The sequence below is a fragment of the Mesorhizobium sp. M1399 genome (assembly GCF_040317735.1).
Lineage (GTDB): Bacteria > Pseudomonadota > Alphaproteobacteria > Rhizobiales > Rhizobiaceae > Mesorhizobium.
Genome location: NZ_JAMYKZ010000001.1, coordinates 97,052 through 110,051 on the forward strand (window position 1 = coordinate 97,052; position 13,000 = coordinate 110,051).

The following is a 13,000-nucleotide window of genomic DNA, read 5'->3' on the forward strand; positions in this document are numbered from 1 at the left end:
TTTCCACCTCCAACCCCGGCTAGTCGAGAAAAGGCAGCACCACAAGCGCTTCCGGGTCGAGCCCGTGCTGGGCGCATATACCCTGCGCCAGGGAAAAGTAGCGTTCGGCCTCGGCCAGATTGTCGAGGTCGAGATTAAGCGTTGCAAGACCATCATAGCACGGAAACAGCAGTTGGGGTTCGCCCGTTTCGCGGGCAACGTCCAGTGCTTCGTGGAACAAGCCAACCGCCAGCTCCGGACGCCCGTTGCACTGGTGGATCTGCCCAAGCACGATCAACGGCACCGGCAGGTGCTCGCGCTGGTCGAGCGCCCGGTCGATCTCGATGGCCTTCTCGGCAGCAGGTACGCCCTCCGTTGGACAGCGATCCGTGAAAGTACAACAAGCGACCGCCAGATTGGCGAGGAGGCGCGCCTGGAAACCCAAATCACCAATATGGCGCGCCACTTCAAGACCGCGCCGACAGACCTCCATCGCGTGCGCCGGATCGATGGTCGTGTAAAGCACGCCGAGATTGGTGTAGCCGCGGCAGGCCGCGCCCAGTAGACCGGCGGCTTCGGCCAATTCAATGCTATGCTCAACCTGACGCACGGCCTCACGGTTTCGCCCAAGGCGAGCCAGCGCAACAGCCTTGGTATTGAGTGCCTCGGCGGTCACAAGGGTGGCATCACGCCCTACCTCGGAGACATGCTCCGTTGTCAGAGTGCGTACGCAATCCAGCGCCGCGTCTGCCCATTTTGCCGCGAGAGCGTGATCTCCGCTACGGAACGCCTGTCGGCCACGTTCTTGCCAGAGATGCGCCTGCTCGATCGGGGCATCCGCTCCATCGAGGAGCGCTGCCGCTTCAGCATAGCGGGATTCTGCGTCGTCCCGCTTGCCGACGTCCCAGAGCAGCCGACCGATCTTGCGTAAAACTCGCGCCGACGCGACGCGATTGGCCGACTCGCGGTATACCTGCAACACCGTTTCGTAATGGTGGTGCGCGATCTCGCGGCGGCCTGCCGGGCCGCTCAAATCGGCAATGCGCTCTGCAATTGCCAGTTTGAGCGGTGTTTGCCCGATCGCGCCCAACGCAGTCAGTGCTCGCTCGTAGAAACGAAGGGCGTCGTCGTTGGCGTATATCATGCGAGCGCGATCGCCCGCCGCCTGCAGGTAATGCGCGCCCTTCTCCCGGTCGGCGCTCTGTGCGAAATGATGACCGAGCACGGTCAAATCCTCGAGCCGCTCCGGCTTGTCGCCGAACAGTTGCTCCAAGGCAGCTCCGACCCGCCCGTGGATGTCGGTCCGCCGTTGCAGGAGTAAATTCTGGTAGATCACGTCCTGCAGCAATGTTTGCGTAAAGCGGTAGCTTTGCGACGAGACCGAGCCTGATCCGGCAACTTCCTCGATGATTTCCGCATCGCAAAGCAGTTCGCAGCCGGCTTCGAGCCGGCCGGGGTCGGTTGTCACAGTTTTCAGAAGTGTGGCATCGAAGCGCGGGCCGATTACCGCGGCCTCCTGGGCCAACCGGCGCACCTCTTGGGGCAGCCGGTCGACGCGGGCAAGCAACATTGCCTGGATAGTGGCGGGGATGCCGGTTGCGACTTCGCCTGCCACAGTCCGCCATCGCTGGCCCTCTCGCATCAGTACACCGCGATCGATAAGGCCGCGAACGATCTCCTCTAAAAAAAGGGGGTTGCCGCCCGCGCGCTCGAGAATCTGGTCGAGAAGCCCTCCTGCGGAGTTTACCCAGCTCTCGCCGAAAAGCGCCGCCAGCAGGCTGCGTCCGTCATCACTGCTGAGCGGCGGAAGCCTGAGCGCTGTGTGACTGACCCGACTTGAGTCGAGCTGGTCGTTATCCGGCGCCGGACGATGCGTGACCAGCAACATCAACCGCGTGCGCTCCAACCTGTCCATCACGAAACGTAGTGCCTCAAGCGACACGGCGTCGGCCCAGTGCAGGTCTTCGACGACAATCAACAGCGGCGACAACGCAAGCCGCCGTTCGATGATTGTGCGGACTGCGTAGAGAATTTGCCGCCGCAGCTGCTCGGGTTCGACATGCTGCAAGGTGGCATCGGGGTCGCCAAGGCCGAGCACATGGTAGAGCAAAGGCATCAGCCGCTTCGCCTCCTCGCCCTGCAGGCCGAGATCGGTAAGCAAGCCTGCGAGCTTCCCCCGCATTTCGTCCCCATTGTCGTTTTGCATCATCCCGGCAGCGCTGCGCACCACTGCGCCCAAGGCGCCAAATGATTGTTCGCCCAGCGGTGAGCACGTGGCCAGCCGCACGGCGACGTTGCGAAAACGATCCTCGTCGCCGACGCGGGCGACGAACTCCTTCACCAGCCGCGATTTCCCGATACCGGCTTCTCCGACGAGGCGGACGAGTTGGGCCGAGCCGCTGCACGCCTGGTCAAGGCTCGCCATCATTCTACTGAGCTCCGCACCACGACCTATTATCGGCGCACTGAGGCCGAGCGCCTCGAGCCCACGCGCTGCACGCGGCGTCGCAAGCGGTGCATCCAGTCGATGGACGAGCACACTGCCAGCCTTGCCGCGAAACACGACATCACCCAGCGACTCGTAAGAGAAGGCATGCCGGGTCAGTCTGTGAGTGAGCTCGCCTACCAGCACCTCACCCGGTGCGGCCAGCGATTGCAGGCGTTGCGCCGTATTCACTGTGTCGCCGGTCACCGAATAGGATTTGGCGGTGCCGATGCCCAATCCGCCAGTAACGACCGGACCAGTGTTTATGCCGATGTGGAGCAACAGAGGCGAGCCGGAGTGGGGGGTGCTTTCGCCGAGCCGCGCCGTCCGGGCGATCATGTCGAGAGCGGCGCGAAGCGCACGTTCGGGATCGTCCTCATGCGCGACCGGCGCACCGAACAACGCGAGCAGTGCATCGCCGATGAATTTGTCGACGAAACCACCAAAGTTTCGCACGGCCGCCGTCAATTCCTTGAACAGTTTGTTCTGCAGCGCTTGCATGACCTCGGGGTCGAGCTGCTCGCTGAGCGTCGTGAAGCCGCAAAGGTCGGCGAACAGGACCGTTACCGTCCGGCGATCGGCGTCAGAGAAGGGATGCAGCCCTTCTTCGCTTTCGATGTCCGGAAGCATCGATGGAGTTCGAGAAGGCGGCACAATGGTCCGGCTTGGTGTCGGAGCAGGCCGTTCGACGACTTTTGCGGGCGCACCGACGTTTGCCCCACATTTCGGACAGAACTCGAAATCAGGTGCGCAGGGGTAGCCGCAACTGGCGCATGGCACGGGCTGGCGCCTGCCACACCTCGGACAGAAGGCGTAACCGCCCTCAACCTCGAAACCGCAGCCCGAGCAGTCCATCGAACAAGACCTCACTAGAGGCCGTCCCGGCGTGACCTCGCCACGCACTTCACGGCCAGGCTATTCGCAAGGATGCACCGATAGTCGTCGACCGGCAAGCGGGAGCGCAAATGGGCATCGAGCGATCAGTGTGGGTCCGGTGGCAGGGCGCTGCGGGCAGGCATTGTTGAAGGCGCAATAGTTGTCGGATCCGCGAACGCCGCCGAGACAGCCGCGCTTGCCGAAGGGGCTGTCGGCTCTGACGGGATTGGCGTAAGCTACAGTTAAGGGGGTGCACACATGCACCGCATCATCGCCATGGCGATCTTAGTTCTCGCGGCCGCGTTCAGCTCCGCGCGGGCGGAGGTGCTGATTGGGGTTTCATCTGCGATGACGGGACGGCTCGCCTGGTTCGGCGAGCAGGCGCAGCGTGGCGCCGAGATGGCCGTGGCCGACATCAATGCGACGGGTGGCGTACTCGGCCAGCAGATGAGGCTCATCACGGCCGACGACTTCTGTGATCCCGAGCAAGCGGTCGCCGCAGCCCAGAAACTGGTGGGTGATGGTGTGGTGCTCGTCGTCGGGCACTACTGCTCTGGAGCCTCGATCCCAGCATCGAAGGTGTACGAGGCGGCGGGCGTTTTGCAGATTTCACCAGGATCAACCAATCCGCTGTTGACTGAACAAGGCCGCGCCAACGTTTTTCGAGTCATTGGTCGCGACGACACGCAGGGGATCGTGGCCGGCAACTACCTGGCCGAGCATTGGAGCAACAGCAAGATTGCGATCCTTCATGACGGCACCACTTATGGAAAGGGTCTTGCTGACGAGACTCGAAAACAGCTGAACAAGCGCGGCGTAGTCGAAGCGATCTACGAGGAATACACACCCGCGAAGAACGACTATTCGGCCGAGATCGCTGCGCTAGAGGCTGCGAACATCGCCGTGGCATATGTCGGCGGATATCATGCCGAGGTCGCACTCATGGTTCGCGCTGCGCGCGACCGCGGCTACACGGTTCAGCTAGTCTCAGGCGATGGCATGGCGACCGAGGAATTTGCTTTGATCGCCGGCCCCGCGGCTGAGGGTACCCTCTTCACGTTCCCCGCGGACGCTCGCCGAAATCCCGAAGCCGCCTCGGTCGTCGAGCGGTTCCGGGCTGAAAACTTCGAGCCCGCAGGCTACACGCTGCTCAGTTACGCCGCCGTCCAGGCCTGGTCGCAGGCAGTGGACAAGGCCGGCTCACTAGAGCTCCAAGCCGTGATAGCGGCGCTGCGCGGCAATCAATTTGATACTGTGTTGGGCCGTATCGACTTTGACAACAAGGGCGATCTCACGAGCCAAAACTGGGTATGGTACGTCTGGCGAGGTGGAGAGTACGTGCCGGTCGAATAAGGACCGCCGATGCCGTCGCCGCTTGAGACAGCTGATGGAGATCGAGTTAGCTGGACCGTTCAGAGCTATGTGTCGCCGTTATGCTTGAACGCTTCGGCATACGTGGCCGTCTGTTGCTCGCTTTTTTCGGCATCAGCACCTTCGCCGTACTCGCGACAGCGGCCGCTCTCTATGCCTTCCTCCAGGTAGGAGAGGTCGTCGACCGCATCACCAAGGATCGGGTACCGTTGGCGCTCGCGTCCCTCCAGCTGTCGCGCCAGGCAGAGCGGGTAGCCGCCTCTGCGCCCGCCGTACTTACTTCGACCAGCAAAGCTCAGCACGGCGAGGTTTCCGCCGCGGTCGGGGTCGAGATGACGCGCCTCGAGGAACTGCTTGCCGCACTCAAAGGTGCCACGCTTAGCACGGCGGTGGTGGCTGAGATCGAGGCTGCAGTTCTTGGTCTGCGGCGCAACCTCAACGCCCTCGACGACCTTGTTGTCGCCCGCCTCACAGTGGTGGCGCGCAAAGAAGAACTGTTACGCCGCTTGTCGGCTACGACAAATGCAAGCCAGCGTCTTGTGGCGCCCGGTATCCTCGTGATGAATTCCAAGCTCCAGCAATGGCAGGCGGTTACAGCCGACACGTCGCTCGCGCCGGATCGCGGTGCGGCGGCGGCGGCCGACCTGGTCCAGGCAATTGCGGCCTACATTCCGCAGCAGAAAGCGCAGCAGGAGATATCGGCGGTCAATGACGTGCTGGTCAAGACGACGGACGCGCCAACGCCAGACGATCTGACGTTGATCCTGTTTCCGCTGCGCCGGTCGCTCGCCGTTCTCGACACGGTTTCCACCGAGATCGACGAGAGGCTGCGAACCCGTTTCCAACAGCGGGTCGGCGAGTTCAAGGCATTGATCGACGGCGGGAACAGCATCCCGAAGGCGCGCAAGGACGAGCTAGCAGTGCTCGCAGAGGGCGAAAAGCTTCTGGCCGAAAACAATCGGCTGTCGCGCAGTCTCACCGCTGCCGTCGATCGCCTGGTCGCCGCGGCAGACCGCGAGATCACCGCGTCCGGTCTCGAAGCCGCGACGGTCCAGCGCTACGGTACCGGAGTTGTCCTTGGCTCCGCCTTTCTCACCCTCTTGAGTTCCGTTCTGGTTGTCTGGCTCTATGTCGACCGTAGCCTTCTCGCCCGTCTGGGAGAGGTGAGCCAAAGCATGTTCGCAATCGCCGGCGGCGATCTTCGTGCGCCGCTGCCTGCCGCGGGCCGCGACGAGATCGGCCGGATGGCCGAAGCGCTTAGGCTCTTCCGGGACACCGCAGTCGAGGTCGAGGAAAAGAACCTGCGCGATGTCGCTGAGGCGCGCCAACGGCTCATCGATGCGATCGAGAGTATCTCCGAGGGATTCGCGCTGTACGACGGGGAGGACCGGCTTGTCCTCAGCAATAGCCGCTACCGCGAACTGCTCTACAGCGACCTTGCGATCGAACTGATGCCCGGCACGACATTCGAGCACATTATTCGCCGATCCGCTGAGCGCGGCTACATCAAGGATGCCGAGGGGCGGCTCGAGGAATGGGTCGCCGAGCGGCTCTCCCGGCACCGCAACCCAGGCGAACCGTGGGTGCAGCGGCGAGGCGACGGGCGATGGATCATGATAAGCGAGCGGCGGATCACCGCCGGCGGCACGGTCGCGGTCTATTCGGACATCACTGAGCTGAAGCAACGAGAGGAGAACCTCGCAGAGAAATCCACGGCTCTCGAGGCGCTTTCCAACAAGCTGGCCAAATACCTGGCGCCGCAAGTGTACAGCTCGATATTCGCCGGCCGCCAAGACGTTAGAATCGCCAGCCAGCGGAAGAAACTGACAATATGCTTCTCCGATATCGCCGGCTTTACCGAGACCACTGACAAAATGGAATCCGAGGATCTCACCCAGCTCCTCAATCACTATCTGACGGAAATGTCGAAAATTGCTTCGGATCACGGCGCGACGATCGACAAATATGTCGGCGACGCGATCCTGATGTTTTTCGGCGACCCTGAGACGCGCGGCGTCAAGGAGGACGCGCTGGCGTGTGTGCAGATGGCTCTCACCATGCAAAAGCGGATGAGCGAACTTGCCGAAATCTGGCGTGACATTGGAATTGAGACACCGCTGCGCTGCCGCATCGGCATCCATACCGACTACTGCACTGTCGGTAACTTCGGCAGCGAGGACCGGATGGATTACACGATAATCGGCGGCGCCGTGAATCTCGCCTCGCGCCTGGAACAGGAGGCGCCACCGGGGACCGTCCTCATTTCCTACGAGACGTTTGCGCAAGTGAAGAACACGATCGACTGTGAGGAGATGGGGCATGTCCAGGTCAAGGGGATCGCCTATCCCGTCGCCACCTACCGCGTCATCGATCTGAAGGCCAATCTAGCCGGCGCTTGTCACGCCGTTCGAACCGAGCTGCCGCACTTCAGGCTGGAACTTGAACCGGAGCTGATGTCCGCTGACGAGCGTGACGATGCCGCCACTGCGCTTCGAGACGCGCTGGATCGGCTTTCCCACAAGCCCGGGCAGTAGGGCTTGGTTCACAACGACCCTTCCATGGACGCAAGGAGTAGGATGTGGGACGCAGCTTATTGGCGCTGTCGATGCGAAGGCCACAGAACGGTCGCGGTCAGTCTTTGAACTCGGGCGGAACGTCCGCATCGGAGCCGAGACTTAACATTCACGGCATCACTGGCAAGGTCCGGATATGGCGCAAGTTGCCCGTTCCGGGGCGCCGCCTTAAACGGCAAAGTTTGACCCAGAGCGGCCGCTCGGCGTGACAGTGTCGAACGTCCGAAAGCATGATAGAGCAGTCATTGCCGATTTCGAACTCGCTGTGGACGGGTTCCGCAAGGCCGGTGTCGTGCAATGACAGGTGAGGCCATGTCAGGTCAGGCCTTGAACTGCAGACGGCTCTCAGGCAAGCCATATGACTGTCGAGGCGGAAGCCGTCGTCGAAATCCCAAAACGCATCAGCGTCAAGGAAAGCGGCCGGACCAGACGCCAGAGGCTCACCGATAGTCGCCGTCGCTTGCGGTTGCTCACCAGAAAATCAACCTGAAATAAGGCTTGAAGTGAGGCTCAGGTCGGCTTGATCTCTGCCCGGCCGATCTTGCGCCATCGGGCGTTTTCGCGAACCAGTTTCAGGTCGTCGGTCGTCTCGGCAAATGTCCGCAAACGGTATTGTCGGAGCAGGTCCGGGAAGAGCGCCCCTTCCGGCAGGCCGGCAAGCTGCTCCCGGACCGAGATCTTTTCATCGATGACCCGCATGCCCCAGGCATTTTCCCGAACCTCCAGCTCAGCGGCCAGATCGCGCTCTTCCGGCGCGTTTTCGTCTAGCACGGCCAGAAGGATCGAGTGGAAAAGCGCTACATAGCCAATCTGTCTCAGGCCGCCCACGACCCGCACGCGCGGCAATATGGCAAGGACGAGGAACGTCAGGAACAAGTTCGGCAGCAGCACGCCGTCCAGCAGGCCCTGCTTGAGATGCAGCCGCTCGAACGGGATTAAAAGACCATGCGGCCTGTCAGGCTCGATCAGGTGCCCGTTCTCGAGGACGAGCTTGCGCACGCGCTCCTCGCGGATGCCCCAGAAATAGTCCGTGGCATTGGGCAGGAATCTGCCAAACGGGCTCGATGCGGCCTCTTGCAAGGCATGTTCGAGACGCTGGCGTCTTGCGGGTTCAATGAGCAGCCTGGAAAGAAGGCTGCCGTCATGTTCTAGATGCCGTGCCATGGCAGCCGCGGCGAGCCGATCATCGATGAAAACCGGCAGGGCCATGCCGGCACGATCCCAATTGGCGACCAGATCCTCGTTGAGGGCTGTCAGCGCATCGGCGGCGGTTCCAAACACCTTGTCCTGGCTGGCAAGCAGTGTGCCCAGCCAGCGGCTGGCATCCGTTTCATCGCCCACCGCCTCAAGCGCGCGCTTGTTGAGGGAAACGGGACCGGCCACGCAGGCGCTTTTGCGGCACAGTTTGTGGCGCCCGATGCCAAACAGGTTGACCTTGTCGTCGCCGACATCGAGCCATCCCGGCCCCTCCCGGCCAATTGTCTCCATGGTCATCGTCGTTCCCATGAAGCCGAAGAAGGCCGACAGCCCGTTTTCGACCGCGCCGAGCCAGGCAAGCAGGAGGGCATCGAAGGTGATCCGGTCCATCAGAAGCAGGCAGTGCAGGCCGGACTGAATCACCGGTCTGTACTCGAACTCGTCGAGGGTCTTGCCGATCTCGTCAGGCTGCATCATCACACCAAGGCGCTGATGCAAGACTTCGCGCAGGATCGATCGGGCAGCGATCGCCGGGGCCGATGCAGGCCTTGCCACCGGCCGCCACAGATGGCGGGCGTAATCGGAAACCGGTGCATTCCAGTTCTGCTCGATGTCGCGCACGACCTCCGGGCAGAGCAGCGACAGCACAGCCAGAATTTCCACCGGAGGCGTAGGCGTTGGGTCAAGGACGGCGGTCATTGGTCCCGTCTAGCCGCTTGCGGTGCAAACGCCAAGGGAGACCAGACTTGCTGGATGCGGCCGGCCCACACATAGATCGTCAACTCGATCAAGATGGTGTGAGCCGAAATGACCGTCTCCTACGGAGTTCTCCATAAGCAACCGCCTGTTCGCCGACTCGGCACGAATTGTTAGGTTGGCTAAACAGTTAAGGCCAAACCAGCGGATCTTAAAACCGCAGGCGGGCCATGCTCAGGAGGTCGTGGTACTGCCCGTCGGTAAAGCCGGCCTTCACATGCCGGCCTTCGACCTCAAAGCCGTGGCTTTTGTAGAGACGGAGGGCGGGTTCGTTGTCGGCATAGACGGTCAATTCGACCCGCTTCAGGGCGCGCCAGTTGTCGGCTACGTCAAGCAGCGCGCCAAGTATGGCGGAGCCGATACCTTTGCCGACAAAGGCATCGTCAAGGCCGATATTGATCTCGCCGATATGCGAACGGCGCGGCGAACCCTGCACGACCAGGCTGCCATGGCCGACGACCTTGCCGTCCAGCTCGGCAACGATCCAGGTGGTTTCCTGGCCGGACTTGGCGATACGCCGCGCCACCTGCTCCACCATCTCGAAAGGCATCCTGAGCGTGCCCCAGCGGAAGCCCGGCATGTTGAAGATAGCGCAAAGCGCCTCCGCATCGCTTGGCCGGACGGACCGGAGCTGCGGCTGGATTTTCTCGGAGGGTGGCGAGGTCGTGCTGGTCATGGCGTTCCCGGCGAAGGCAATCGGCCCGGTACGATGCACCGGACGTCACCTGAAAATCCAGCCGTCTCTGCAACCTATGATGCCGATTGCGAGCTAAAATACCGGGAGGCGGCGTAGAGTTTGAAGACGCCGCTGATGCCGATCCAGCCGAAAAGGACGAGCCAGCACAATGTCCCGGTCGCTGTCCAGTCGATCCGGTGCACCGCAGCGTCGGTGATGGCGACGCCGAGGATGGCAAGCAGGCCAACCAGAAACTGCGCCAAGCCGAGCACCAGCAGTTCCTCGCGCGGCGCGCTTCTCCAGACCAGATATATACCGCCCGCACCGGCGAGGAAGACGGCGCTGTAGACCTGAGCGTGGAAGGCATCGATCGGCCATGGCCAGATGCCACTGAATGTCAGGGGAAACAGCAACAGGCCGACGCCATAGAGCCCAAGGATCGCGGATTCCGCCGGCATGTAGCCGCGCCATGCGGGATTTAAGGTCACGCCTTTTGCAGAAGGACGGGCCCTGGCCCGCCACAGGAACAGCCCGGATACCGCGACCGAAGCAAGATAGACCAAAAACCACAGCCAGGGCGCTTTGCGCTCGAAGTTGAAATAACCGAGATTGATGAACGAAGCCACCGACACGATCACGGTGAAGATGAAGGCCATGACGAGCACGAGCCTGCCGGGCGACCAGCGATTCCAGACCAGCAGCGCCGCCATCACGACCATTTCGGCGGTGTAGAAGCCACCGAGGAAGCGCGCATTGAACGGCGTGACGGCCCAAGGCCAGCCCGGTTTGACCAGAACAGGCACGAAAAACAGGCCGGCGCCTACGATCAGGACGATGATGACCACCGCAGAGAAAAGGCGCAGGGCCGCGGGAACAAATGGCGGGTTGTTGGATGTCGGCATGGGAGAAAATCCCAAAGATGAATGCTCCATGGACCATCATAGTGCTGCTTGCGGCCGGTGAAAATCCGCCGAATGGAAATTGGACGGTCACCAGGCTTATCCATTCGAATGGCCGTACGATCTGTTTCGAAGTAAGATGGAGCACTCGGACCAAAGACCGGTCCGGTCAACCCGCCTCGGGGCGCATTTTCCGGAACCTGCACGATGAACGAAGCTCAGGATCTGTTCTCGCTTCTGCGACAATCGGCCGATGTCGATCCACAGGCGATCGACGCGATCAAGCGAACCATCGCGGAGGGCGAGGACCGCGAACTTTGCCGCATCAATGCGCCAGCCTTCGCCAGCAAGCATGGCCTCGACGAGGAGCGCGCCATAAGCGCCTTTCTCCATGCGGCGCGGGTGGGCATCTTCGACATTTCCTGGAATGTTCTGTGCCCCGGCTGTGGCGGCGTACTCGACACCAACGCCACGCTGAAAACCCTGCAGAAGGACGAATACACCTGCGCGCTGTGCTCCGAGGGCTATTCGCCCACCCTCGACGAGATGGTCGAGGTGACATTCACCGTCAGTCCCCGCGTGCGCAGGATTGCCGCCCACAATCCACACGAATTGCCGGTGGCGGAATATTTCCGCCAGATCTACTGGGCGTCCGGCGTCGATCTGCCGGAAGAGGATTTCGCGGAAAAGATGGAAGCGTTCTCGCTGGAGGATATCGAGCTTGCGCCCGGTGAAAAGGCGGTTCTGCCCATACAGCTTCCGTCCGAATTCATCATCGTCTTCGAGCCGGTCACCCATTCAGCGCAGTTCATCGACGGGAAGGGCGAACCAACAAAGGAGCGCCGGAGCCTCTCTTTGGCCTTCGACCGCGACCATGTCCAGAACCAGACGCTGGAGATGCAACCCGGCCCGTTGCGCATTTCGCTGGAAAACAGGACCGACACCCGCGTGCTGCCGACGGTCTTCATAGCCGGCCAGGCATTGCATGATTTCCTGGGAAAACGCCGGCCCTTCCTGACCGCCAAGCGCCTGCTCACCAACCAGACATTCCGCGATCTCTATCGCACGGATACACTCGACATTAACCAGCGCCTGAAGATCACCAGCCTGACGTTCCTGTTCACCGACCTGCGCGGATCGACCGAGCTTTACGAGCGGGTGGGCGACCTTTCAGCCTTCGATCTCGTGCGCGTGCATTTCCAGGTTCTGCACGAGATCGTCGCAGCGGAGGCAGGCGCGGTAGTGAAGACGATCGGTGATGCGGTGATGGCGACCTTCGTGACGCCTGATCGTGCGATTGCTGCCGCCCTCAGGATGCGCGATGCCATGCGTACGCTCAACGACAAGAGCGGGCGCGAGGATCTGCTGCTCAAGATCGGAGTCCACGCCGGCCCCTGCATTGCTGTGTCTATGAACGACCGACAGGACTATTTCGGCCAGACGGTCAACATTGCTTCGCGGGTCCAGAACCTTGCCAACGCACAGGCGATCTTCGCCACTCGGGCGGTGGTCGACGACAATCTCACCGCCGATCTGTTGCACAGGAAGGCGCTGACGCCCGTGCCCCACGAGGTCTCGCTGCGCGGCATTGAGCGGGAGATAGCAGTATATACGATCCCCTGAAGGCTTGGCCCCTGAAGATTTGGATCGTCTCGGCCCCTCACACGCGCCTACAGATAAAATAACGATCGGCGGGCACCGAAGGCGGCGGCGGGAGGCGTTGCAACTGCGGATGATCTAACGGCATGCCGCTGACCGCGATGCCGCCGACGCGAAGCAGGCGCGCGGTCAGATCGGGAAGCCAGGTAAGGGTCACTGCATCGCGATCTTCATAGCCAGTGCCGATGTCGGCATGAACAAGAGCGGCGTCGATGCCAATGAACCTGCTCGCGGTCTCGCGTATTTCGCCGAGCACGAGATTTTCCGCTTCGGGAATTGAGCTGGCGTGTGCGGCAAGTGCGCGGTCGAACGCTACGATCCGGCGTCCGGGCAGGCGCTCGCGCAGATGGTGGAACGTCCGGCCATTGCCGAGGCCGAGCTCGAGCACGGGCCCCTCCATTTTCGCCACCTCGGCGCAGACATGATCGAGTATGTCGCGCTGTGCGGTCATCCTCCGGATGAAACTGTCGAGGCGACTCATGTGCGATTGTATGTCCTGAACCAGTCCACGAAATCAACTGCCCCCGAC

8 protein-coding genes are annotated in these 13,000 nt (G+C 61.9%); 3 read left to right on the top strand and 5 right to left on the bottom strand.

All coding sequences use genetic code 11. From position 1 onward, the window contains the following. Positions 1 to 19: 19 nt before the first annotated feature. On the bottom strand, positions 20 to 3,319 hold the full coding sequence (locus NKH05_RS00435; protein ID WP_353024858.1) for an ATP-binding protein: 3,300 nt from the start codon (positions 3,317 to 3,319) through the stop codon (positions 20 to 22). 279 nt (positions 3,320 to 3,598) lie between these two features. Here NKH05_RS00435 and NKH05_RS00440 point away from each other — a divergent pair, with 279 nt between their 5' ends. Both NKH05_RS00440 and NKH05_RS00445 read left to right on the top strand, forming a co-directional pair. Beyond that, positions 3,599 to 4,693, top strand: a complete 1,095-nt coding sequence (locus NKH05_RS00440; protein WP_352482327.1) for a branched-chain amino acid ABC transporter substrate-binding protein — start codon at positions 3,599 to 3,601, stop codon at positions 4,691 to 4,693. A gap of 80 nt (positions 4,694 to 4,773) precedes the next feature. Next, a complete protein-coding gene (locus NKH05_RS00445) occupies positions 4,774 to 7,245 on the top strand; it encodes an adenylate/guanylate cyclase domain-containing protein (protein ID WP_352590478.1) in 2,472 nt (823 codons plus the stop codon). 549 nt (positions 7,246 to 7,794) lie between these two features. On the opposite strand, the gene NKH05_RS00450 is transcribed toward NKH05_RS00445, so the two are convergent. The 3 genes from NKH05_RS00450 to NKH05_RS00460 form a co-directional block, all read right to left on the bottom strand. After that, on the bottom strand, positions 7,795 to 9,180 hold the full coding sequence (locus tag NKH05_RS00450) for a hypothetical protein (RefSeq protein ID WP_353024859.1): 1,386 nt from the start codon (positions 9,178 to 9,180) through the stop codon (positions 7,795 to 7,797). Between the two features lie 208 nt (positions 9,181 to 9,388). Further along, positions 9,389 to 9,913 carry a GNAT family N-acetyltransferase gene (locus NKH05_RS00455; protein WP_023716519.1) on the bottom strand — a complete coding sequence of 175 codons (525 nt, stop codon included), beginning with the start codon at positions 9,911 to 9,913 and terminating at the stop codon, positions 9,389 to 9,391. A gap of 74 nt (positions 9,914 to 9,987) precedes the next feature. Beyond that, positions 9,988 to 10,815, bottom strand: coding sequence for a hypothetical protein (locus NKH05_RS00460; protein WP_353024860.1), 828 nt, complete (start codon positions 10,813 to 10,815; stop codon positions 9,988 to 9,990). Between the two features lie 204 nt (positions 10,816 to 11,019). Between NKH05_RS00460 and NKH05_RS00465 the strand changes: the two genes are divergently transcribed. Next, positions 11,020 to 12,435 carry an adenylate/guanylate cyclase domain-containing protein gene (locus NKH05_RS00465; RefSeq protein ID WP_352493869.1) on the top strand — a complete coding sequence of 472 codons (1,416 nt, stop codon included), beginning with the start codon at positions 11,020 to 11,022 and terminating at the stop codon, positions 12,433 to 12,435. A 37-nt stretch (positions 12,436 to 12,472) separates the two neighbouring features. On the opposite strand, the gene NKH05_RS00470 is transcribed toward NKH05_RS00465, so the two are convergent. Beyond that, positions 12,473 to 12,952, bottom strand: coding sequence for a class I SAM-dependent methyltransferase (locus NKH05_RS00470; RefSeq protein WP_352493870.1), 480 nt, complete (start codon positions 12,950 to 12,952; stop codon positions 12,473 to 12,475). Between the last annotated feature and the right edge of the window lie 48 nt (positions 12,953 to 13,000).

Bases quoted from the DNA above. Each gene is read 5' to 3' on its own strand.
- NKH05_RS00435 (WP_353024858.1), bottom strand. From the start codon at position 3,319: ATGGACTGCTCGGGCTGCGGTTTCGAGGTTGAGGGCGGTTACGCCTTC.
- NKH05_RS00440 (WP_352482327.1), top strand. From the start codon at position 3,599: ATGCACCGCATCATCGCCATGGCGATCTTAGTTCTCGCGGCCGCGTTC.
- NKH05_RS00445 (WP_352590478.1), top strand. From the start codon at position 4,774: ATGCTTGAACGCTTCGGCATACGTGGCCGTCTGTTGCTCGCTTTTTTC.
- NKH05_RS00450 (WP_353024859.1), bottom strand. From the start codon at position 9,180: ATGACCGCCGTCCTTGACCCAACGCCTACGCCTCCGGTGGAAATTCTG.
- NKH05_RS00455 (WP_023716519.1), bottom strand. From the start codon at position 9,913: ATGACCAGCACGACCTCGCCACCCTCCGAGAAAATCCAGCCGCAGCTC.
- NKH05_RS00460 (WP_353024860.1), bottom strand. From the start codon at position 10,815: ATGCCGACATCCAACAACCCGCCATTTGTTCCCGCGGCCCTGCGCCTT.
- NKH05_RS00465 (WP_352493869.1), top strand. From the start codon at position 11,020: ATGAACGAAGCTCAGGATCTGTTCTCGCTTCTGCGACAATCGGCCGAT.
- NKH05_RS00470 (WP_352493870.1), bottom strand. From the start codon at position 12,952: ATGAGTCGCCTCGACAGTTTCATCCGGAGGATGACCGCACAGCGCGAC.